Source organism: uncultured Marixanthomonas sp. (genome assembly GCF_963974425.1).
Lineage (GTDB): Bacteria > Bacteroidota > Bacteroidia > Flavobacteriales > Flavobacteriaceae > Marixanthomonas.
This window is the reverse complement of record NZ_CAXBCK010000025.1, coordinates 1-22,889: the sequence shown is the minus strand read 5'-3', so window position 1 is coordinate 22,889 and position 22,889 is coordinate 1. Positions and strand designations below refer to the sequence as shown.

Here is a 22,889-nt window from a genome sequence, read left to right as displayed (position 1 = left end):
ATAAACTCAATTCAAGTTTATACGTTTATCCTTGGGGTATTTCACGGTGTATGAAAATTCCTTTTCGTCTTTTTTATTGGCGGACAGCGTTAGGTTCCATTTTAAAATGCCTGTTTCTTTGTTGTATTTTGCTGCCCCTATACTAATATCGTCCAATTTAATTTTTTCGTTTTGGGAAATGGGAATACGATCTTCTAAAAGTAGATTTATAGTAGTGTTTTTGTTGTTCTTTATTTCGATTTTAAACCCTTTTTCAATAATGCGGTTACCTCCTAAAAAGGATTTACTTTTATAGTTTTTAAGTTTTTCACGAGTTACTATTACGTTCGGATCTGTCCCCAGTGAAAGATTTAGGCTATCAGTAGCTACTTGTGGGTTTATAATGGATTTTCCAGCATAATTGCCTTCAAAATAAACATTGGCTTCACCTGGTAAAAAATCATACTGTTCATAGTTTTTAATAATGGCCGTTAAAAATACGTTTTCGTTCAACTCTGGGGCAGCGTAGTGTTGATATGTGGCTGGCAGGTCAATGGTTTCAATTTCGATACTAGTCACTTCCGTGCTAGAAGGGATAGAGTAAGATTTTTTGATTTTAAACTGAGTATTGGTAATTCCAGTTTCTTTTGTAAAACTAGGAACAGGCTCTTCCATTGCTTGAACTGCTCTATTGAGATCATTATCGTTCCTTCTTTTTGCACGCCCGCCATATCCCGTAACAACTACTTCCTCAAGTGTTTCACCTTGCGGTAACTGCACATTCATAATACTTGCATATACAGGCAGATTGATAGTTTCAAAACCAACATAACTATAGACTAATTTTTCTCCATCTCTAATTTCTAAAGTATAATTTCCATCAAAATCGGTTTGTGTTCCATGAGAAGTACCTTTTACTATAACGTTTACACCGGGAAGAGGCAATCCTGTATTATCAAGCACCGTTCCACTTACCCGTTTTACTGTCGGATTGTATTTGTGATTGCTTCGGCTAATGGGAGTCTGGCTTCTATATTGTCTATTTACAAAATTCAGGTATTTTGTTGAAAGCTCAGGTTTTAGATTGTTGGTGTTTGGGTCTCCAGTGGACAAAGTAATGGCTACATCTTCCCAGTCTGTACCACTTTGCTGATATACGCTTGCTTTATATGAAATCTCAATTGGTGAGTTGGTATTTTTAGCTTTTATGTCATATACTGGAAACCAGCCTGCGTTATTTATATTGTACTTAATTATTAAAGAAAGATTGGTGGTTTGTTTCGCGTCAAGCTTAACAGTTATTTTGCCACGTCTTTTCTTTCTGTCATCTTCTAGTTTATAAAGCTCATTGGAATAATCTTGTATATCTTTGTTTACCTCAGAAAGAGTCAAATTTTGATTATAAATCGTATTTTTTATTTCAGTTACTCTGGTTCTGTAATAAGTTGACATTTCTTTGACTTTAACCAATGAGAGGTCGGTGGCATCACTATTTATACGCTGGTTCTTTTCCAATAACTCCAATTCCTTTTGATAGCCAGAAATACTATTTTGTATTTCATTTTTATGTTTTTTTAGGTTATCTAGCTTGGTTTCCAAAAGTTTAAAGTCTTCTGAAAGCTTTCCTTTTTCAAGATAATCAATTGCATAGCCCAAGGATAAAACCGTCGCGTTCTTTAATCCTGAAATCTGTATGCTATTTTCGTTTATATCGGGCGATAAATCATTGAATACAACCGTGTTTTCCCCTGAAAGGAGATTTATAGATGCAGCTCTTTCAATCGAGGCCCCATTAAGGTAGACAGTCACTTTTTTTATTGTTGAAGGTTTTGAGTCGCTATCTGATGCAAAAATTAATAACGGGAATAAAAAAAACAGGAAGAAAATATTTTTCATGAAGTATGATTTATACTCACAAATCTACTATAAAATTTTAAATGAAACATTGAATAAAAAAGCGGACAGTTTCTTGTTAGTTCAGTAGTTGTTGTAACATTTAAGTTTATAACATCTGTTATTGTGTTAGGGGAGTAGATAAGTGTATTTAACGTATTTTCGTTTGTATCTGAAATAAACCGATTATTACAAAAACTTAGCTTGCAATGCAGGGGTAGGGATCATACAACTTTCCTTTTTACCATACCATCTGTAGCGGTTTTTTGCAATAAAGTTGTAAACCAAATCTCTTATAGATTTTGGAACAATGATAAAGGCGTAGAGAAGTGGCCAACCACCGGAAAGATGTTTAGCTATGTGAAGTGCCGCCGAAGATTTTTCGTACTGTTTTTCGCCATCAATTAAAATAATGGAATCGGTTTTTGAAGTATCTATATTAAATTTTGAAATAAGCTGCTCCCCAATTTCACTTTGTAACGCAGCAAACCGAAACACGTCGTTTTTATCTCGTTTTATAGCAAATACAACCGAGCTGTTGCAGAGATTGCAAACCCCGTCAAAAAGGATTATTTTATGGTTATAATTACTTCTCATTTAAATACATATTTCTCGGTGTCTTCGATACATTTTACGCTAAATCAAAACAGTTCTATTTAATGCCCTATTTAAAAAGCATAAAACACTCAGACACCTGCTTCATTTTATTCTTCTCGATGCCTGAGTGCCCCACGATAGGAGGGGTGTATCGAAGGCATAGCATCTACCATTAAACCTTCTCCAACTCATCCAAGCTTACATCTGCAGTGAACATACCGTAATTAACAATTGCTTTTTTCTTTTCAATCTTGTCAATGGTTCCAATGGCTCTTCCATCAACCATCCGAACGCGATCACCTAGTTTTAAAGTCACTTTTGGTTTTGGGGGTGGTGCTTTTTTGGCTTCGGCCTTTTCTTTCTTTTTACGTTTGCGTATAACCGCCACTTTTTGCTCCAGTTCTTGCTTTACTTCGTGTTTTTTAGCTTTTTCTTCTTTCTCAGCTTCCTTTTTTGCCTTACTAACTTTCTGCTTCTTAGGTTTTGGTTTTTTACGTTTGCTATTTTCTTTTAAAACCATTTTAAAAAGCTCATCGAGCAGTGGTTTTTTCTTCTTATTATTGAAGAATTTCTCGGCTAAAGAATCTACCTTTTTACCAATAGAAATCATTTTCTGGTTGCTATCATACAATTCTTGGTAGCTTTCCAGTTTTTCTTGCACTTTACTATTTATTTCTTCTAACTGTTTACTTTCTTCTCGTGCTTTCTGTTCTTCAGTTTTTAAGTTAGCTGAAGTTTCCCGAAGCTTGGAGCGCTCTTGTTGTAATTTGGCAATGGTTTTATCAAATCGAACTTTTCCGCGTTCAATTTTCTTTTTCGATTTATTGATCAAGCTATATGGAATGCCATTTTTCTGTGCTACTTCGAATGTAAAAGAGCTTCCGGCTTCTCCCAAATGCAATTGGTATAAGGGCTCTAAGCTTCGATTGTCAAACTGCATATTGGCATTTATGGCATGCGGTAATTCACTCGCTAATACTTTTAAATTGGCATAGTGTGTTGTAATAATCCCGAAGGCTTCACGTTCGTAAAATACTTCTAAAAAAGTTTCAGCCAAGGCTCCACCTAATTCCGGATCACTTCCGGTACCAAATTCATCTATTAAAAAGAGGGTGTTATTGTTACATTTCCGAAGAAATTGATTCATTTTTTTTAATCGGTAACTATACGTACTCAAATGGTTTTCAATAGATTGATTGTCGCCAATATCGGTTAAAATTCTATCGAAAAAACTAAATTCACTCAACGAATCTACTGGGACCAACAATCCACTTTGCAGCATAACCTGCAATAAACCAACGGTCTTAAGAGTAATACTCTTTCCACCGGCATTGGGTCCACTAATTACGATAATTCGTTTTTCAGGTTCCAAAGAAATGGTCTGCGGAAAGGTTTTTTCGTTCCGTTTTTTATTGGCAACCCATAATAATGGGTGGTATGCATCTTTTAATAATAGAAATTTATTTTCGGTCAAAACCGGTAAAACACCATTGATAGTGCGGGCATATTTTGCTTTTGCATACAAAACATCAATCTTGGATAGGTAGTTTTGATATTGCTTCAACAGTTTTTTATAGGGACGTACAAACTCGGTAAGCTGTTTTAAAATTCGTTTAATTTCTTCCTGCTCCTCGTAAATTAAATTACTTAACTCATTAGCGTACTCAAGGGTTTCTTGAGGTTCCATATAAACAATACTTCCAGTTCTAGAGTTTCCTAAAACAGCACCTCGAACCTTTTTTCTATACATTGCTTTTACCGCTAATACCCGACGGTTGTCAACAACGGTTTCTTTAATTTCATCAAGATAATCAGCTTGTGAGTAATTATTAAGTGCTTTTGTAAATGAAGAGTTTATTTGTCCTTTTACTTGATTTAATCGTCTGCGGATAGCAGCTAATTCTTCCGAAGCTTCGTTTTTTACATCACCAAAACGGTCTATTTTCTGTTGTATTTCTTCAGAAATGATTGAGGTGTAACTTACTGTTGAAGAAAAACGATTCAAATAGATATAAAACTCTTCAAATTTTCTAAAGAATTTCAGCAAATCGATTGTCGTGTCAGTAACGGAACGAATTCTTCTGAAACTCGAAATCTCCAAAACACTGTTTTCAATACCCAGTAGTTGAAGTGCTTTGTCAATAGGTTCAAAATCGTGATTGGGAATGGGGCTGTCACTCTCGAATGAAGCGGTGAATTCTTTTACCCGATGCAACTCTGGAGTGATTTTATCGGTGCTTTTAAACGGTTTTATTTTTAAAACTTGCTCTGTACCAGGTTCGGTAATGCAATTATTGGCTATTTGCTGCAAAACAGAGGGGAACTCTAAATCTTGCAATGTTTTTAAATCAATACGGACCATTCGCCTTTAATACTGTAATTTTACGTTTTACTGATTACAAAAATACATATAATGCAGGTAACAATTGAAGAAAGTTGGAAGCAGCAATTAGCAGATGAATTTGAAAAACCATATTTTAAAAAGCTAATCAATTTTGTTAAAGAAGAGTATGATAACAACACCTGCTTTCCTCCCGGACAACAAATATTTTCTGCTTTTGATCACACACCATTTAATGAGGTTAAAGTAGTTATTTTAGGGCAAGATCCGTATCACGGAGTGGGACAAGCTAACGGTTTATGTTTTTCAGTGGCCGATGGTATTGCAAAACCTCCTTCGCTTGTTAATATTTTTAGAGAAATTGAGACTGATATCGGTATTTCTATGCCTACAAACGGAAACCTTGAACGGTGGGCAGAACAAGGCGTGTTGCTTTTAAATGCAACTTTGACAGTTAGAGCACATGAAGCTGGAAGTCATCAAAAAAAGGGATGGGAGCAATTTACTGATGCCGTTATTTCAAAACTCTCTGAAAATAGGAAAGGACTCGTTTTTTTATTATGGGGTGGTTATGCCAAGAAGAAAGGCGCTAAAATAAATACAGATAAACATGTAGTTTTAACAAGCGGACATCCATCACCATTGAGCGCGAACAGAGGGTATTGGTTTGGTAATAAGCATTTTAGTAAGACAAATTTGTGTTTAGAAAAAGCTGGAAAAGAAAAAATTGAGTGGTAATCTATTTATTGAATAGACTATCCTCAATTTTGAGATTTACTTTAAACTTAAGTTTTTAGACCGAGTTATTTTACTCGTCTTTCGGTGTTTCGGGCTCAGCAACATCATTGCAACTAAATTGTAGTAACAAGAAGTTTGTTACTAATAACGCCCCTAAAATTATTAAAAATGTGGTCATAGTGTTCTTACTTTACAATAGTAAGATGAACTATGTTTAAAAAGGTTGCGTAAAAAATTATTATTTTTTTAAGAAGGCTTCCAAAGGATCTCTTTTGAAGGGATTTTTTTGTCAATTAAATTTAATTCAACCAATTTTTCTTGAACACTTTTAAGCTCTTCTTCAGTAAGGTTTTCTTGGCTCCATTCGGTTAATGATAGCCATTGCTGAACATCCTCTAATTTTTGATCATACCTATTAGATATCATTTTATCAATTGACGGTATTTCTTTAAATTCATATGTTGTTTGGTTAATCGTTTCTAGTATAGAAGAGATTAGCTCCCCATCTTTTTCTAAAACTTCATTACGCACAGCAATTACAAAGCAAGGCCAAGGTGTTGGACATTCTCCCACCAAGCGAAAAGGGCCATTATCTACGTAGGGTTTTGTAGTAAATTTTTCCCACATAAAATAGTCGCCATTTCCTTCAGGAAGGTTTTTTAAAGCTCCATCTAAGTCCTGAATGACCTTAAACTCTAAATCATCTTCGTAATCCCAGCCTTGATTTTCTGCATTTACATACGCCATTAAATGTGATCCAGATCCATAACGACTTATAGCTGCTTCGGTTCCTTTTAACTCTGAAACCTTTTCGTAATCTGAATTTTCAGCAACATGAATTCCCCATAATAATGGCGATTTCACAAAAACCTGAACAATTTTTGAATCGTTTCCGTTTATAATATCACGAACAATTCCTTCGGTTAAGATTACAGCCATATCAATGGTGCCGTCACGAAGCGCTTTGCACATTTCCCCGGTACCGCCGTAATAATCTTTCCAACGAAGATTAATATTTTCATCGTGATACTTTTTGTCGCGAAGTGTTAAGTACCAAGGTAAATTAAAGTGTTCAGGTACACCACCTATGAGCAGTTTTTTCATCCCGTAATTGTTTCTAATGTCTTTAAAATAAGGTTTTCCACAGTTTGCTGTGGTGTTTGGCTAAATTCACCATTTGCTCTATTGGCCAAAATGGCGTTTAATGATATGGCTTTATGATTCAATAAATGTGCCATTCCATAGATTCCAGAAGTTTCCATTTCTAGATTGGTAACTTTTTTATTATTAAATGAAAATGAAGCAATTTTGTCGTTTAAACCAGCATCTTGTAATGAAAGACGCAAAACTCTTCCTTGTGGGCCGTAAAAACCTACGTTGGTTGCTGTTACACCTTTTATAAATTTTTCTTCGGAAAAAAGCTTTAAAAGTGATGAATCTGCATTTACTACATACGGTGCTGATTTTTTGGCAGACCAATCAGTGTGTTGCATAAATGCTTCGGAAAAAGATTCATCTAAAAACGAAGTATTTCCATAAAAGTGAAGCAAATTGTCTAGTCCTATAGCTGTTTCAGAAATCAAAAAACTATCCATAGGAATATCTGTCTGAATAGCTCCAGAGGTTCCCACCCTAATAATAGTGAGCTGTGTATGGGTTTTTTTTACACTTCTTGTTTCAAAATCAATATTGACTAAGGCATCTAATTCGTTGAACACAATATCGATATTATCGGTTCCTATTCCAGTAGAAATTACTGAAATTCGCTTGCCTTTATAGGTGCCGGTATGTGTTTTAAACTCTCTTTTATGAACTTTAACCTCTATGGCATCGAAATGCTTGGAAATACTCTCTACGCGATCGGGATCACCAACTGTAATGACAGTTTGCGCAAGGTCTTCAGGTTTTAAATTAAGGTGATAAATGCTACCATCAGGGTTTAAAATCAATTCAGATTCAGCTATTTTCATCCACCAACACGTTTTACGTTGAAGCCTTTATCTTGTAAAAACTCCATAATTTCTTTTCGGTAATCACCTTGGATGATAATCTGTTCGTTTTTGAAACTGCCACCAACACCTAACAGCTTTTTAAGTTCTTTCGCTAGTTGCTTAAAATCACTTTGTGCTCCATTATAATTATCAATAATGGTAATAGGTTTGCCACGGCGTTTTTCGTACTTACAATGTAACGGATCGTCTTGAAGCCAAACATTCGATTTTTCTTCTTTGGGTTCTTCAGGCCCTTCGTGATCGGGAAATAGGTCTTTTAATTGATCTTTTAAATCCATAAGTTACTCTTTAATCAATCCAATTTCAACTAGACGTTGGTGTAAAAAGTCGCCCGCGGTAATATCTGGAAATGCTTTTGGGTGCTCTTCATCGACACATTCTTCTAAGCAGTTTAATTTCATATCGCTACGCGGGTGCATAAAAAATGGAATGCTGTATCGTGGGTTGTCCCAATCTTCCTTTGGAGGGTTTACAACTCTATGAATAGTAGAGCGTAATTTATTATTAGTGTGGCGTTCTAGCATATCGCCAACATTAATTACCAACTCGTCTTCTTGCGGAATAGCATCAATCCATTCCCCGTCTTTTCTTAATACTTGCAGTCCTCCGGCCGAAGCACCCATTAATAAGGTTATTAGGTTAATATCCCCGTGAGCTCCAGCTCGAACAGCACCTTTAGGTTCTTCGGTAATTGGTGGATAGTGTATAGGGCGTAAAATACTATTTCCGTTGGTGGCCCATTTATCAAAATAGGTTTCTTCAATACCTATATAAAGCGCTAAAGCACGAAGTACATAGATTCCTGTTTTTTCAAGCATTCTATAGGCTTCCATTCCAGTAGGGTTAAAATCTGGAAGCTCTTTTACTTCAACATTCTCAGGATATTCCTCTGGTAAATTAGCTTCTGCATCAGGTTTTTGTCCAAAATGCCAAAACTCTTTAAGATCACCTTCTTTTTTACCTTTTGCATGTTCTTTTCCGAAAGAAACATAACCGCGCTGCCCGCCTAAACCTTCAATTTCATATTTTTCTTTGTCTTCAACTGGTAATGCGAAGAAAGCCTTAATTTCTTTATATAGGTTTTCTACCAAATCGTCACTTAGAAAGTGATTTTTTAAAGATACAAAGCCTATCTCTTCATAAGCGGTACCAATTTCATCTACAAACTTTTGTTTTCTTTTTGGGTCATCAGACAAGAAGTCTGCAAGATCCACGCTAGGTATATTATTCATAAGTTTTTATTTTCAAAATACAAATATACCAAATATAGCGCTCATTTCCGAAGTTAAAAAAGTGAATTAAACGCTTTACTACACAGCAAATTTTTCTACATTTGAAAGTACTAAAAACAAACTATGAGTTCCGAAACTGCACCTACTATTCAATTTGATTACGATCGTAGCACTATTGATGACGATACCTTAATTTCATTATATAAAAGAATGTTGAAACCTCGATTAATAGAGGAAAAGATGCTTATTTTATTACGACAAGGTAAAATATCCAAATGGTTTAGCGGGATTGGGCAGGAAGCTATTTCAGTAGGGGTTACTTCAGTTTTAGATAAAGAAGAATATATACTCCCTATGCACCGAAATTTGGGGGTTTTTACTACCCGTGATATTCCTTTGTATCGATTATTTTCACAGTGGCAGGGCAAGGCCAACGGTTTTACTAAAGGCCGCGACCGTAGTTTTCACTTCGGAACCCAAGAGTTTAAAATAGTTGGGATGATTTCGCATTTAGGACCCCAATTTGGCGTAGCGGACGGAATTGCTCTAGCGAACAAATTAAAAAACAACAAACAGGTTTGCGCTGTATTTACAGGTGAAGGAGGAACCAGCGAAGGTGATATACACGAAGCGTTGAATGTAGCTTCTGTTTGGCAGTTGCCTGTTTTGTTTTGCATTGAAAATAATGGCTACGGACTTTCTACACCAACTAATGAACAGTACAATTGTGAAAATCTAGCAGATCGCGGCAAAGGTTACGGAATGGAAGCGCATATTATTGAGGGTAATAATATTCTGGAGGTGTATACCAAAGTGAAAGAGCTTGCTGAAGATATACGAGAAAATCCACGTCCTGTTTTGTTAGAGTTTAAAACTTTTAGAATGCGAGGCCATGAAGAGGCTAGTGGTACTAAATATGTTCCACAGGAGCTGATGGATGAATGGGCAGCTAAAGATCCTTTAGAAAATTTTGCTGAATTTCTTCGGAATGAAAACATACTTACTGAAAAAGAAAATATTGAGTTTAAAGAAGACATAATCGCTGAAATAAATGAAAATCTTGATTTAGCTTTTTCTGAAGAAATTATAACTTCAACTAAAACTAATGAATTACATGATTTGTTTGAAAACTTTGATTATAAAGAAGTTAAAAAAAATTCAAATAAAGAAGAAATACGTCTAGTTGATGCTATTTCCCAAGGTTTAAAACAATCTATGCAACGGCATGATAACTTGGTGATAATGGGACAGGACATTGCCGAATACGGCGGCGTTTTTAAAATTACCGATGGCTTTGTAGAAGAATTTGGTAAAGACCGTGTACGAAATACACCTATCTGTGAGTCGGCAATAATTTCTGCAAGTATGGGCCTTTCTATTAATGGTTTTAAATCAGTAATGGAAATGCAATTTGGTGATTTTGCCACTTCTGGTTTTAATCCTATCGTTAATTATTTAGCAAAAAGTCATTATCGCTGGAACCAAAAGGCAGATGTAGTTATCCGTATGCCTTGTGGAGCAGGAGTGGGGGCAGGACCATTTCACAGTCAGACAAACGAAGCTTGGTTTACACATACGCCTGGACTGAAGGTAGTGTATCCAGCTTTTCCATATGATGCAAAAGGATTATTGGCCACAGCAATTGAAGATCCAAACCCGATATTATTTTTCGAACACAAAGCGTTATATAGAAGTATTCGCCAAGAGGTGCCAACAGATTATTACACCCTACCGCTAGGAAAAGCTTCCTTACTAAAAGAGGGAGCCGATATTACTATCGTAACATATGGCGCAGGTGTGCATTGGGCTTTGGAAACTTTAGATGAGATGCCTAAAGTTTCAGCAGATTTAATTGATTTACGTACGCTTTCACCGTTAGATACTGAAACTATTTTTGCTTCCGTAAAGAAAACAAATAAGGTTATTATTCTTCAAGAAGATTCCATGTTTGGGGGATTAGCTTCAGATATTTCAGCGTTAATTTCTGAAAACTGTTTTGAACATTTAGATGCTCCAATTAAACGAGTAGCAAGTATGGAAACACCTGTGCCATTTGCTGCAAACCTTGAAAAGCAGTACCTTCCTAAGGAACGCTTTAAGGAAGAATTGGGTTCATTAGTGGCTTATTAAAATGTTAACATTTGCTGTTAAACTTATTGTAAACATTCCATTTCAAGAATGATTGTTACGTACCTTAGTGATATACTAATCATTAAAACTTATAAATTATGGTACGTTGGATCGTTATTTTTTTAGTAATCGCATTAATTGCGGCAGTATTTGGATTTGGAGGCATTGCAGAAGGTGCAACCGATATCGCAATGATTATTTTTTGGATATTTTTAGTACTTCTTGTACTATCCTTATTATCTAGACTTTTTAGAAGATAAAATTATTTTAAAATTACTAACCTTTAAAATTTAAAAATTACCAAGTATGAAAAAACTAATTGTATTAGCCGTAGTGGCTATGACCGCTTTGTCTTGCGGTACCCCCAAGACAGTTACAGAATCTCGAAAAATAATAAAAGGATATTGGGCTTTAGATAACATCTCTTATAGTGAATCTGGAGAGTTTAATGTTTCTTTATTAGGAGACACTTCAAAAGAATGTTTTGAAGGTAGCACGTGGAGATTCATTCCTAATAACAATACAGGGGTTTATACTATAAACAATTCTGATTGCCCTACTGGAGATAGAAATTTCATCTTTACAATACAAGAAATAGATCCTACTACAGGGTTATATGATTTCTTATTAAAACCCACCAATGCAAAAGGAAAATCTGCTGATAATGCCGGTTTCCGCTTACAATTGATACAGTTAAATGAGTCAACAATGCGTTGGGAGCAAACAGTTAACTTAGAAGGATCTCCTTTTACAATAAATATGAACTTTACTAAAATTAATGAATAATGAGACAAACACTTAAACAAATATCAATAATTGGCTTAACTGCTCTTTTTTTAACTGCATTTACTAATTGTGAAGCTGTTAAAAATGCAAATAACAAGCAAAAGGGTGCTGTAATTGGTGCTACTGGAGGAGCTGTATTAGGAGCCATTTTAGGTAACAATATTGGTAAAGGTGGTAATGGAGAACTTGGAGCCGTAATTGGCGGTGTTGCAGGTGGAGCTGCTGGAGTTATTATTGGTAATAAAATGGATAAACAAGCTCAGCAAATTGAAACTGAAATACCTGGAGCGCAAGTAGAACGTGTTGATGATGGTATTGTAGTAACTTTTGATGAGAATAGTGGTGTTTATTTTGATACTGAAAAATATAATATTAATGCTGCATCACAAGCAACGTTAGATAAATTAGCGAATGTATTACGTGAATACCCAGATACAGATGTATTAGTTGTTGGACATACCGACAGCTCAGGGGCTGAAGCGTATAACATGACACTTTCAAAACAACGTGCACAATCTGTAACCAATTACTTTACCCAAACTAAAGGGTTAAGTAGTGGTAGATTTACTACTAATTGGTTTGGAGAACAAACTCCAGTTGCAGACAATAGTACTGAAGCTGGTCGTGCTCAAAACCGTCGTGTAAATGTTGCAATCGTTCCTAATGAAAAAATGGTTGACGAAGCCGAACAGGAAGCGCAAGGAGGAAATTAATAGTCCCCAACACTGATACACAACTAATCCTGCTTTTATATAAAAGCAGGATTTTTTTATGTGAAAAATTCACGGTTTCTTTACCTAGTGATGAAAAATAAAATTTATGATGTTATAGTAGTAGGAGGTGGTTTGGCTGGGCTAACTTGTGCATTGCATCTTTCAAAACAAGGTATTGATGTTCTTTTAATAGAGAAAGACACTTTTCCACATCACAAAGTATGTGGCGAATATGTTTCAAATGAAGTGTTGCCTTATTTGAATTCACTTGGCATTGATCCCTTAGCTGAAGGTGCTGTACCCATCTCAAAACTTAAAATTTCAAATTATAATCATAAAGAAATTGAATCTACCTTACCTTTAGGAGGTTTCGGGATGAGCCGTTATTATTTCGACAACTTGTTGTTTAAAAAAGTAAATGAAACGTGTGATGTTGTTTTCAAAACAGTGGAAGCAATTGAGTTTATTTCTGAAAAATTCACGGTTACAGCACAAGATAAAACAGAGTATAAAACAAAGTATGTAGTAAGTGCTCACGGGAAACGATCAAATATCGATAAAAAATTGAATAGAGATTTTATTGAAAAGAAATCTACTTGGCTGGCTGTCAAAAAACATTATAACTACGATTTTCCAGCAAATACAGTTGCTTTGCACACCTTTAAAGGCGGCTATTGTGGACTTTCAAAAACTGAAACAGGGGCAGTTAACGCTTGCTACCTAACAACCTATTCTGCTTTCAAGAAATATAATCATATAGAGGATTTTCAAAAGAACAATATGAGTGAAAACCCTTTTTTGAATAAATTCTTTTCTGAAGCCGCTCCGCTGTTTGATTCGCCGTTAACGATTGGACAGATTTCATTTCAACCCAAAAAACCAGTAGAACACCATATTTTTATGATTGGGGATAGCGCCGGTTTAATTCATCCTTTGTGTGGCAATGGAATGGCTATGGCTATCCATAGTGCAAAGTTGTTTTCTGAATTATTTCTGAAACAATACGAAACTAAAAATATAAATAGAACTATCTTGGAGAAAGAATATGAAAAACAGTGGAATAACAAGTTTTCAAAACGTATAAAAACAGGGAGATATATTCAGAGACTGCTTATGAATGAAACTACTGCCAGTGTTGGTTTTTCATTATTAAACAAATTTCCAAGTATGCTGAATTTAATTATTAAAAAAACACACGGAAACCCGATATAAAATGCCTAAATACTCATCAAAACATCGCTCAACCGAAGTTGAAATTATGGATGATTTCAACTTGCAAGGCAAAGAAATGCAAGCGGTGTTAACCGATTTAAAAACCGTTAGTAGTTTATTGGGGGGAGCAAGTATAACATTAAAAGGAATTAAAAAACTGTTAGCTAAATGTCCTAAAAACAAACCAATTACCATTATTGATGTAGGATGTGGAGACGGCGAAATGCTCCGAAAATGTGCTCGCTTCGGAAAAAAAAATGGCTATACTTTTAATTTAGTTGGCGTAGACGCCAACGCAAATATTATTTCTGAAGCTAGAGTTCGTTCCAAGAATTTTGAAAACGTTACCTTTAAGACTGTTGATATTTCCTCGAAAGAACAAATTCCAAAAGCAGATATTGCCGTATGTAATTTGTTTTTACATCACTTTAAAAATGATGATATTGTAAACATACTTCAAAACTTAATACAAAATTCGAAATTAGGTGTGGTGGTAAACGACCTTCATAGGAGCAAAGTGGCTTTTACCTTATTTAGAGGGTTTAGTAGTGTGTTTTTGAAAACCAAAATTGCTCGTCACGATGGATTGGTGTCGGTAGCAAGAGGATTTAAAAAAGAAGAATTGGAAAACCTATCAAAAAACATCGACAATCAACAATCTCTAATTCGTTGGAAATGGGCGTTTCGCTATCAATGGATTTTAAAAAATAATGTATGAGCGTAAAAATTAAATCGGTAGCTACGCAACTTCCCCCTTTCTCACAAACTACACAAGAAACCTTGCCACTTGTTAAATTGTGGTTAGAAGGTCAGGAGTCTCGCTTCCAACGAAAGGTGATAAAAATTTTTGAAGGAGCAGGTGTAGATCGGCGTTATTCTATAATGGATCCAGAAGAGGTTTTTACACATTCCGATTTTGAATCTCGAAACGAAATTTACGTAAGAGAAGTAAAAAAATTAGGAAAGCAATCCTTAGAAAAAGCGCTTAATAAAGCTAATTGGAAAGCAACAGATATTGATTACATTATCACTGTAAGTTGTACTGGTTTTATGATTCCCTCTGTTGATGCATATTTAATCAACGAATTGCAACTTCGGCAAGATGTAGTACGTTTACCAGTTACTGAAATGGGATGCGCAGCAGGTGTTTCAGGAATGATTTATGCTAAAAATTTTCTAAAAGCCAATCCTGGAAAACGTGCAGCCGTTATTGCGATAGAAGCACCCACGGCAACATTTCAGCTGGATGATTATTCGATGGCTAATATTGTGAGTGCCGCTATCTTTGGAGATGGAGCGGCCTGTGTATTACTATCCTCTAACAAAGAAGACTCTGGACCTACTTTGCTAGATGAAGCCATGTATCATTTTTACGATGCAACTAATTTAATGGGATTTAAGCTGGTAAATACTGGTTTGCAAATGATTTTAGATAAAGAGGTGCCACAAACTATAGCTAACCATTTTCCTGATATTGTACATCCATTTTTGAAACAAAATGATAAAACAATTGAAGATGTAGAGCATTTAATTTTCCACCCTGGCGGAAAGAAAATAGTACAAACCGTAGAGGAACTCTTCGGAAGTTTAGGAAAAAACATAGATGATACCAAAGAAGTTCTTAAATTGTATGGTAACATGAGTAGTGTAACTGTGCTTTTTGTGCTAGAACGGTTTTTGAATAATAAGACAAATTCAGGTGATTTAGGACTCATGTTAAGTTTTGGACCTGGCTTTTCAGCGCAACGAATCCTTTTAGAATTTTAATATGAAAAAAGAATTTAACAATCAATGGGCATTAATTTTAGGCGGCAGTAGCGGCTTAGGTCTTGCGACCGCTCAAAAGCTCGCTATGTACGGTATGAATATTTGTGTCGTGCATCGTACTCGGAAAAGCAATATGGCAGAATTGAATCAAGAGTTGCAAAAAATGAAGGATTGTGGGGTCGAAGTGATTGATTTTAATAAAGATGCCTTAAAAGAAGCTACTATCAAATCTGTACTTGCGTCTATACCTAAAAATCAATGTAAATTATTGCTGCATAGTATCGCCAAAGGGAGTTTAAAAACAATGCAAGCCGCACAACTAAATATGCTTTCTATCACAGACCTTGATATTACGCTACACGGAATGGCCACTAGTTGGTACGAATGGACGCAAGCATTAATTACCAAAAATATTTTTAGTGAAAACGCAAGAAATATTGCTTTTACTAGTGAAGGGAATACAAGAGTTTGGCCAGGATATGGAGCAGTTTCAGCTGCTAAAGCTACGTTGGAAGCCTTAATGCGACAAATGGCTGTAGAGTTGGCGCCACTAAAAATTACAACTAATTGCATACAAGCTGGAACTACGTTAACACCTTCTTTTAAATTGATTCCAGGAAGTGAAATTCTAACTGAAAAAGCAGTAAAAAGGAGTCCGTTTAATAGGTTGACAGTACCTGAAGATATTGCAAATGCTGTCTATTTGTTGTGTAAAGACGAAGCAAATTGGATTAACGGCACTGTTTTAACAGTTGACGGAGGAGAAAGTTTACAGTAATGAAAAAAGAAACCGAAGTAATATTAAATGCACTACCATATCAAACACCTTTTCTTTTTGTGGAGAAACTCAATTTTATTTCTGAAGAAAAAGTAGAAGGAACTTATACGTTTAGCCCAGAAGAATATTTTTATAAAGGACATTTTAAAGAAATGGCTGTAACACCCGGTGTTATCCTTACTGAATGCATGGCGCAAATTGGTTTGGTATGCCTCGGTATTTATTTACTTTCAAAAACAACTTCTGAAAAACACATAGAAAACTTACAAGTAGCGTTAAGCAATACGGATATCGATTTTCTAAAGCCAGTTTATCCCGGAGAAACGGTTACTGTAGTTTCTAAAAAAGAATATTTTCGGTTTAATAAGCTGAAATGTGCTGTAAAAATGCTGAATAGTAAAGATGAAGTTATTTGTAAAGGAACCATTAGTGGAATGATTAAAGTTTCAGAAGATGAAGAATAGGGTAGTCGTTACTGGGCTTGGCGTAGTGGCTCCCAATGGAGTGGGATTGCAAGACTTTACAAATTCAATTAAAAATGGAAAATCGGGGATTTCATTTCATCCAAAATTAAAAGAATTAAAATTTTCTTGCCAAATTGGTGGTGTTCCGAACATTTCAGAAGAAAAAATAAAGGAATACTTTTCGGATCTTCAACTTAAAAATTTCAATAGCGACAATATTTTATATGGCGTTATTGCTGGAATGGATGCGTTAAAAGATGCTGGAATACAACCAGCAGCTAAAGACAATGAACCACTATGGAATTTCGGCGTTATTTTTGGCTCAGGAAATAGTTCCGTAGAAAAATTTAGGGAATCCTTTTACAAAATTGACGATGGCAGCGTTCGCCGATTGGGAAGTACGAGTGTTGCTCAGACTATGGCGAGTAGCGTGGCGGCATATCTAGGAGGAATGATTGGTGCTGGAAACCGTGTTACGGGTAATGCTTCGGCCTGTGCCACCGGAACTGAAGCGATTGTAATGGGGTATGATCATATTGCTTCGGGAAAAGCAACTCAAATGCTTTGCGGAAGTAGTAACGATGGCGGACCCTACGTTTGGGGTGGTTTTGATGCCATGCGAATACTACCGCATCGATACAATGAAAACCCTACGGCTGCTTCTAAACCTATGAGTGAAGATGCCAGCGGATTTGTCCCAGGCTGTGGTGCTGGAGCTTTGGTTTTAGAATCACTAGAAAGCGCTCACCAAAGAGGTGCGACTATTTATGCAGAAATTTTAGGCGGAAATGTAAATAGCGGCGGACAAAGGGGAGAAGGTAGCATGACTGCCCCAAATAGCATTGCGGTACAACGATGTATTACCGAGAGTTTAAATCAGGCGGGAATTGAAGCTTCAGAAATCGATTATATAAATGGCCATCTTACCGCAACTACAAAAGATGCTTTGGAAATACAAAATTGGAGTGAAGCCTTGGGAAGAAAAGGAACTGATTTTCCATATATAAATTCTTTGAAAGGAATGACGGGGCATTGTTTGGCTGCGAGTGGCAGTATTGAAGCAGTTTCAACTATACTTCAGCTTAAAGAAGGCTTTGTGTTTCCGAATATTAACTGTGAGACGGTACATCCAGAAATTGAAAAATTGGTCGCAGTAGAAAGGATTCCGAAGAAAATAATTAAAACAGATATTCAAACCGCGATAAAAGCAAGTTTCGGTTTTGGTGACGTGAATGCGTGTTTTATCTTTAGAAGAAAAATTAAACTATGACTACTGAACAAATTTATGCAAAATTGCTTCCTATTGTAAAAACGTATTTACCGGAAGATGTTTCAGAAGAAGAAGTAACGCCAGATAAAGATCTTACAGGCGAATTGAATATAAACTCAGCACATTTAGTAGATGTGGTGCTCGATGTAGAAGATGAATTTGATATAGAATTTGCCAATGCCGATATGGAAAACCTACGTACAATTAATGATGCAATTAAAATTATAAAAGAGAAGTTGGAAACAACATCATAAAAAAAAGCTGAAATTACTTTAAATTTCAGCTTTTTACGTTTTAACTAACCGCACTTTAGTACGCGTAACGGTTTGTTTCTTCAAAATAAGGATCTTCATACGTGTGGGTGTTTTCTCTAAAAGGGAAGAAGGAATGCTGTTTTCTAGCAGCACTTATCAGCCTTTTTCTAACGTTTCTTTGAATTTTCATGGTAGTTGATTTTTATTGATTGATGATGACCTCCACTTATCGGTACCTTCTTTTTTGGTTCCAAGCGTAGCTGTTTGAGTTCTGTAATCGTTCTGTGATTTGATTGCTGTCTAATGTTCTCATGATAATTTGTTTTATGTAATTGATAATGAATTTTTAATTTATACTTTTTAATATCTATCGATTGTTATCGATATCTTCTTTTTTGGTTCCAAGCGTAGCTGTTGGAATTTTGTAATCTTTCTGAAATTTGATTGCTGTCTAACGTTCTCATAATAAATAGTTTTTATCGGGTTATATTAAATAGACGACGTACTATTCGTTTTGTTACAGTACTATGTATTGCAAAGTAGTAATTTAACAGATATTTAACAAAATAAAGTTACAACAGGTTCTAATTAATTCATTTTTTAATTTTAAGTGAAATACAATAAAAGTAGGGTAACTTTGAAATAACGCTAAAGTTATATATGGTTTCTATTTTCATAGAAAATTAAAACCATGAAAAAGGTATCATTATTAATAATAGTAGTAGTAGGAGTTATGTCATTTGAGTATGCACCGGTTAAACAACAATTTATTGTTAGTGCTCATCGCGGATATTCAAGTATTGCTCCTGAGAATACATTAAGTGCTTTTAAAAAGGCTATTGATGTGGGAGCTGATTATTTTGAGTGTGACGTTCGTTACACAAAAGATAGAAAAATAGTAACACTGCATGATAGTACGCTTGATAAAACGACTAATGATGTTGGTTTACTCTCTTCAAAAACCTATAATGAAGTTTCAAAAATCGATGCAGGGTATCCTGATAGATTTGGTGATAGGTATAGAAATGAGCATATCCCAACATTAAAAAAAGTTTTAGAATTAGCTAAAGGAAAGATAAAAGTTGAAATTGAGATTAAGGATACGAACATGGCTAAAGATGTTGTAGCTTTAATTAAAAAATTAGATATGGAGCATGAAGTTTTGGTAATAGCGTTTAACTTTAATGAACTTAAGAAGGTAAAAGAATTAGATTCTTCCATTTCGGTTAAATATTTAGTAGGAAGAAATTGGGGAGAGGCTGAGATTGAAAAAATTATAAGTATTGGGGGAGAATATATTGGTCCCTCGGGAGTCCCAACATACGTACAAGTTCAAAAAGCGCATAGTAAGAATATAAAAATAATCTCCTACACTATAAATACCTCCCAAGAAATACAAGCTGCAATTTATAGTGGTATAGATGGTATTGCCACAGATTACCCAAAAAGAAGCATGAAAATACGAGAAGCAAGTACTATTACCAACTAAGTAAAAAAATTATATCAGAATTCTTCCAAAATATTCCTTTAAAACGCTTAAAAGGCCTTATTTTTGCAACCTCATTTTCAGAAAGGAATATAAATTACCATGGCGAGCAACAATACTGTTTTAAAAGAAAAGAAGACTGATAAAGACCTATATAACTACCAAAAAGGAGCTATAAGCAAGATTTTTAAGAGTTTTGAAGAAGCTCCAGAAGATTACCACTTATTGTACCAATTACCAACTGGTGGTGGTAAAACGGTTATTTTTTCTGAAATAGTTAGAGAATACCTTCGTACTCGAAATAAAAAAGTATTGGTATTAACACACCGGATTGAGCTCTGCAAGCAAACATCGAAAATGTTAACCGAATTTGGTGTGGTTAATAAAGTAATAAACAGCACTGCCAATCTTGATGACCAAGATCAATACAGCTGTTTTGTCGCAATGGTGGAGACCCTTAATAACCGCTTGCGTGATAATATGCTAGATATTTCAGATATTGGGTTGGTTATTATTGATGAGGCTCACTACAATTCTTTTACTAAGTTATTTAAATACTTTGAAAAATCATTTTTATTAGGTGTTACCGCAACTCCGTTAAGTTCGAATATTGAGCTTCCTATGAAGGATAATTATGATGAGCTTATTGTGGGAGAAAGTATTCCATCCTTAATTGAAAACGAATTTTTGGCGCGCGCTCTTAACTATTCATATAATGTAGGTTTAACCTCTTTGGTAGTTGGTTCTAATGGTGATTACACCGTACAATCTTCAGACGATCTCTATACAGGAACCGATATGTTAAGTCGTTTGCTTCAAGCGTATGAAGAACGTAGCAAAGGCAAGAAAACATTGATTTTTAACAACGGTATTAATACCTCACTATATGTTTATGATACGTTTAAGCGAGCTGGATATCCTGTTATGCACTTGGATAATACTGCTTCAAAAAAAGAACGTAAAATGATATTAAAATGGTTTCGGGAAACGCCAGATGCTATTTTAACTTCAGTAAGTATATTAACAACAGGTTTTGATGAACCTACGGTAGATACTATTATCTTAAATAGAGCTACAAGATCACTAACCTTATACTATCAAATGATTGGGCGTGGATCGCGAGTTACCAATAATAAATCCACTTTTAATGTAATTGACTTAGGTAATAACTTTTACCGCTTTGGAGCTTGGGGAGAAGACTTAGATTGGCAGCGTATTTTTAAGTCGCCAAAATATTTCTTAGATAACTTAATTGATGACGAAGAGCTTGAAAGTAATTTTAAGTATGAAATGCCTGATGAGTTGCGCGAACAGTTTTCGAATTCTGATGATGTTTACTTCAACGTTAAACGGGCATACATAGAATCAGTTAAAAATGGTGAATCCACCAAAGTTATTTTAGAACGTTCTATTGAGCATCACGCTAAGATATGTATTGAAAACAGTGAGGATGTGTTTGATGCACTAATTCTTGCTAAAGAGTTAGGAGACGACATAGACCATCGTATTGAACGATATACCAAGTGTATTAGTAAAAGTACTCACAACTTTGTAAGCTGGTTAAAAAATGATTACCGATTAAAGTTGCGTTCGTATCTACGAGAGAATTTTGATCAGATTTTTGAAGAAATCCACGGACATCCACCGGAAGAGTAATTTGTTTTTATTTAAATGTCCAAGCTACAATTCTACTTTTTTTATTTCCCTGTGACATATCAATAATTTTGTGAGTAGCATTTGCCTTTTTTAGGTACTTCTCTATTTTAGGTAGATTACTACTTTTTGAAACCAAAGAGGTAAACCATCCTACTTGATTTTTAAAACCCACGCTTTGCTTAATCATCCTTTTTATAAAAAGTTTTTCCCCACCATTACACCATAACTCATTTGCTTGACCACCAAAGTTTGAGGTATTTGTTGTAGAATACTTCAGGTTTTCCATTTTCTCTTTTGCTTTTTTAACCGCTTTTTTTTCTGAACTGTAAAAAGGCGGATTGCACATAGAAAAATGATAATACTCGTCACTTTTTATAATGCCCTCAAAAATAGCGGCATTATTTTTTTGGTGTAGTACTTTAATTTTATGTTTTAGATCCGGTGTAGCTTCAATATTTTGTAATGCCGCTTTAACTGAATTTTCATGTATATCGCAGCCTACCATATTCCAATTGTAAAGGCGTGTTCCTAAAATAGGGTAAATACAGCTAGAGCCTACCCCTACATCCAATCCAATAATAGAGCTTTCGGTACTCTTTTCTGAAATTAAATCGTTTATATGGTGTATGTAATCTGCTCTTCCGGGAATAGGTGGACACAGGTAATCTTTCGGGATATGCCAATCTTGGATATTATAATCTCGTTTTAATATGGCTTTATTTAAATGAAAGACGGCTTCTCTATCGGAAAAATCTATTGTTTTAATACCATATCCATTAATAAAAATATGAGGAAATAATTCAGGATGAGATTCACTTAAAGCTGGAAAATTGTAAGATTTATTATGTTTATTTTTTGGATGCATTTTTTGTTAGTTAGATTTTCTAAAATTAGTGTATGTTATAAAACTATGTAATACGTACAAACACTTACATAATTAGACTGTTATTTATTAACAAAGTTTAACCAATCTAAGAGATATTTATAATTTCAAAAAGCTTTTTTAGCATTATATTTGCAACGTTTAATAATAAAAGTATTTATATTATAAGACAAGGAAGACGACGTATGGAAAAGACAGAGCAGAAAAAAGAAAATGGCTTAAAGCGAATGCACAAATATTACAGCCTCACAGGGTTTTACTCTTTTGTAGGTAAAAGCTTAAAGAAAAGTATTATTCCTATACTTTTATTTGTAGGAGTATTATTTTTAGTGGATTGGCTATTAATTGATTTTAGTGCATTTTTCACACATGTAACTGAAACGTATCCACCGTTAAGTGTTTTGCTAGTCTTTTTTGCTAGTGAAACATTACTAGGGTTAATTCCACCTGAAATTTTCATTGCTTGGTCAAGCAAAATGTCAGACCCTGTTGTTTACTTATCTTTTCTAGCAGGCTTATCATACCTTGGCGGAATCTGTAGCTATTTTATTGGAAAGTGGATTTTACAAATTCCATCCGTATACGATTATGTTGAAGTGCGCATGAAAAAACACCTTAAAAATGTTCGTAAATGGGGAGGTTTTTTAATTATTGTAGGTGCTTTATTACCCATCCCATTTTCAATTACTAGTATGGCG

The 22,889-nt window shown here is 35.0% G+C and carries 24 protein-coding genes; 15 read left to right on the top strand and 9 right to left on the bottom strand.

From position 1 onward, the window contains the following. Positions 1-6: 6 nt before the first annotated feature. The 3 genes from AACZ92_RS08890 to AACZ92_RS08880 all read right to left on the bottom strand — a co-directional run bounded on the left by AACZ92_RS08890 (position 7) and on the right by AACZ92_RS08880 (position 4,831). Positions 7-1,875, bottom strand: a complete 1,869-nt coding sequence (locus AACZ92_RS08890) for a mucoidy inhibitor MuiA family protein (protein WP_339699954.1) — start codon at positions 1,873-1,875, stop codon at positions 7-9. Between the two features lie 186 nt (positions 1,876-2,061). Beyond that, positions 2,062-2,469 carry a thiol-disulfide oxidoreductase DCC family protein gene (locus AACZ92_RS08885; RefSeq protein WP_339699951.1) on the bottom strand — a complete coding sequence of 136 codons (408 nt, stop codon included), beginning with the start codon at positions 2,467-2,469 and terminating at the stop codon, positions 2,062-2,064. A gap of 172 nt (positions 2,470-2,641) precedes the next feature. Then, a complete protein-coding gene (locus AACZ92_RS08880) occupies positions 2,642-4,831 on the bottom strand; it encodes a DNA mismatch repair protein MutS (RefSeq protein WP_339699948.1) in 2,190 nt (729 codons plus the stop codon). A gap of 51 nt (positions 4,832-4,882) precedes the next feature. On the opposite strand from AACZ92_RS08880, the gene ung reads away from it, so the two are divergent. After that, positions 4,883-5,548 carry a uracil-DNA glycosylase gene (ung, locus tag AACZ92_RS08875; protein WP_339699945.1) on the top strand — a complete coding sequence of 222 codons (666 nt, stop codon included), beginning with the start codon at positions 4,883-4,885 and terminating at the stop codon, positions 5,546-5,548. 246 nt (positions 5,549-5,794) lie between these two features. Here the strand turns inward: ung and AACZ92_RS08870 are convergent, their stop codons facing one another. From AACZ92_RS08870 to AACZ92_RS08855, 4 genes are read right to left on the bottom strand one after another with little or no spacing between them, the layout of a single operon-like run. Beyond that, positions 5,795-6,652, bottom strand: a complete 858-nt coding sequence (locus tag AACZ92_RS08870; RefSeq protein WP_339699943.1) for a substrate-binding domain-containing protein — start codon at positions 6,650-6,652, stop codon at positions 5,795-5,797. Then, positions 6,649-7,518 (bottom strand): nucleoside phosphorylase, encoded by an 870-nt coding sequence (locus AACZ92_RS08865; RefSeq protein WP_339699940.1) that lies wholly within the window; start codon positions 7,516-7,518, stop codon positions 6,649-6,651. The genes AACZ92_RS08870 and AACZ92_RS08865 overlap by 4 nt, the downstream gene beginning before the upstream one ends. After that, the gene (locus tag AACZ92_RS08860) at positions 7,515-7,838 is read right to left on the bottom strand and encodes a translation initiation factor (RefSeq protein ID WP_339699937.1); all 324 of its coding nucleotides are present in this window, start codon (positions 7,836-7,838) and stop codon (positions 7,515-7,517) included. The genes AACZ92_RS08865 and AACZ92_RS08860 overlap by 4 nt, the downstream gene beginning before the upstream one ends. Positions 7,839-7,841: 3 nt before the next feature. Beyond that, positions 7,842-8,792: a 2-oxoglutarate and iron-dependent oxygenase domain-containing protein gene (locus AACZ92_RS08855; RefSeq protein WP_339699934.1), complete on the bottom strand. Its 951-nt coding sequence runs from the start codon at positions 8,790-8,792 to the stop codon at positions 7,842-7,844. A 123-nt stretch (positions 8,793-8,915) separates the two neighbouring features. Here AACZ92_RS08855 and AACZ92_RS08850 point away from each other — a divergent pair, with 123 nt between their 5' ends. From AACZ92_RS08850 to AACZ92_RS08800, 11 genes are all read left to right on the top strand, one after another. Continuing rightward, entirely contained in the window at positions 8,916-10,922 is a 2,007-nt protein-coding gene (locus AACZ92_RS08850) for a dehydrogenase E1 component subunit alpha/beta (protein ID WP_339699931.1), read from the top strand. 98 nt (positions 10,923-11,020) lie between these two features. After that, entirely contained in the window at positions 11,021-11,182 is a 162-nt protein-coding gene (locus AACZ92_RS08845) for a DUF1328 domain-containing protein (RefSeq protein WP_117160067.1), read from the top strand. Between the two features lie 46 nt (positions 11,183-11,228). Then, a complete protein-coding gene (locus tag AACZ92_RS08840; protein ID WP_339699927.1) occupies positions 11,229-11,708 on the top strand; it encodes a lipocalin family protein in 480 nt (159 codons plus the stop codon). Next, the gene (locus tag AACZ92_RS08835; RefSeq protein WP_339699924.1) at positions 11,708-12,421 is read left to right on the top strand and encodes an OmpA family protein; all 714 of its coding nucleotides are present in this window, start codon (positions 11,708-11,710) and stop codon (positions 12,419-12,421) included. The genes AACZ92_RS08840 and AACZ92_RS08835 overlap by 1 nt, the downstream gene beginning before the upstream one ends. 90 nt (positions 12,422-12,511) lie before the next feature. After that, positions 12,512-13,633 (top strand): NAD(P)/FAD-dependent oxidoreductase, encoded by a 1,122-nt coding sequence (locus AACZ92_RS08830; RefSeq protein WP_339699921.1) that lies wholly within the window; start codon positions 12,512-12,514, stop codon positions 13,631-13,633. A 1-nt stretch (position 13,634) separates the two neighbouring features. Then, positions 13,635-14,351 (top strand): methyltransferase domain-containing protein, encoded by a 717-nt coding sequence (locus AACZ92_RS08825; protein WP_339699918.1) that lies wholly within the window; start codon positions 13,635-13,637, stop codon positions 14,349-14,351. Continuing rightward, positions 14,348-15,400 carry a 3-oxoacyl-[acyl-carrier-protein] synthase III C-terminal domain-containing protein gene (locus AACZ92_RS08820; protein ID WP_339699915.1) on the top strand — a complete coding sequence of 351 codons (1,053 nt, stop codon included), beginning with the start codon at positions 14,348-14,350 and terminating at the stop codon, positions 15,398-15,400. Before AACZ92_RS08825 ends, AACZ92_RS08820 begins: the two co-directional genes overlap by 4 nt. 1 nt (position 15,401) lies before the next feature. Beyond that, positions 15,402-16,178 (top strand): SDR family oxidoreductase, encoded by a 777-nt coding sequence (locus tag AACZ92_RS08815; protein ID WP_339699913.1) that lies wholly within the window; start codon positions 15,402-15,404, stop codon positions 16,176-16,178. Beyond that, positions 16,178-16,642 (top strand): hydroxymyristoyl-ACP dehydratase, encoded by a 465-nt coding sequence (locus AACZ92_RS08810; RefSeq protein WP_339699910.1) that lies wholly within the window; start codon positions 16,178-16,180, stop codon positions 16,640-16,642. The genes AACZ92_RS08815 and AACZ92_RS08810 overlap by 1 nt, the downstream gene beginning before the upstream one ends. Then, entirely contained in the window at positions 16,632-17,912 is a 1,281-nt protein-coding gene (locus tag AACZ92_RS08805) for a beta-ketoacyl-[acyl-carrier-protein] synthase family protein (protein ID WP_339699908.1), read from the top strand. The genes AACZ92_RS08810 and AACZ92_RS08805 overlap by 11 nt, the downstream gene beginning before the upstream one ends. After that, entirely contained in the window at positions 17,909-18,166 is a 258-nt protein-coding gene (locus AACZ92_RS08800; RefSeq protein WP_339699905.1) for a phosphopantetheine-binding protein, read from the top strand. The genes AACZ92_RS08805 and AACZ92_RS08800 overlap by 4 nt, the downstream gene beginning before the upstream one ends. Before the next feature lie 55 nt (positions 18,167-18,221). On the opposite strand, the gene AACZ92_RS08795 is transcribed toward AACZ92_RS08800, so the two are convergent. Further along, positions 18,222-18,356, bottom strand: coding sequence for a hypothetical protein (locus AACZ92_RS08795; RefSeq protein ID WP_255592594.1), 135 nt, complete (start codon positions 18,354-18,356; stop codon positions 18,222-18,224). Positions 18,357-18,857: 501 nt separating this feature from the next. Here AACZ92_RS08795 and AACZ92_RS08790 point away from each other — a divergent pair. Both AACZ92_RS08790 and AACZ92_RS08785 read left to right on the top strand, forming a co-directional pair. Next, positions 18,858-19,655 (top strand): glycerophosphodiester phosphodiesterase family protein, encoded by a 798-nt coding sequence (locus AACZ92_RS08790; protein WP_339699898.1) that lies wholly within the window; start codon positions 18,858-18,860, stop codon positions 19,653-19,655. Positions 19,656-19,754: 99 nt separating this feature from the next. Further along, positions 19,755-21,308 carry a DEAD/DEAH box helicase family protein gene (locus AACZ92_RS08785; RefSeq protein ID WP_339699895.1) on the top strand — a complete coding sequence of 518 codons (1,554 nt, stop codon included), beginning with the start codon at positions 19,755-19,757 and terminating at the stop codon, positions 21,306-21,308. 7 nt (positions 21,309-21,315) lie between these two features. Here the strand turns inward: AACZ92_RS08785 and rlmF are convergent, their stop codons facing one another. After that, a complete protein-coding gene (gene rlmF / locus AACZ92_RS08780) occupies positions 21,316-22,173 on the bottom strand; it encodes a 23S rRNA (adenine(1618)-N(6))-methyltransferase RlmF (protein WP_339699892.1) in 858 nt (285 codons plus the stop codon). A 203-nt stretch (positions 22,174-22,376) separates the two neighbouring features. On the opposite strand from rlmF, the gene AACZ92_RS08775 reads away from it, so the two are divergent. Beyond that, positions 22,377-22,889, top strand: a 513-nt coding sequence (locus AACZ92_RS08775; protein ID WP_339699889.1) for a short-chain dehydrogenase, incomplete at its 3' end; no start/stop codon positions are given.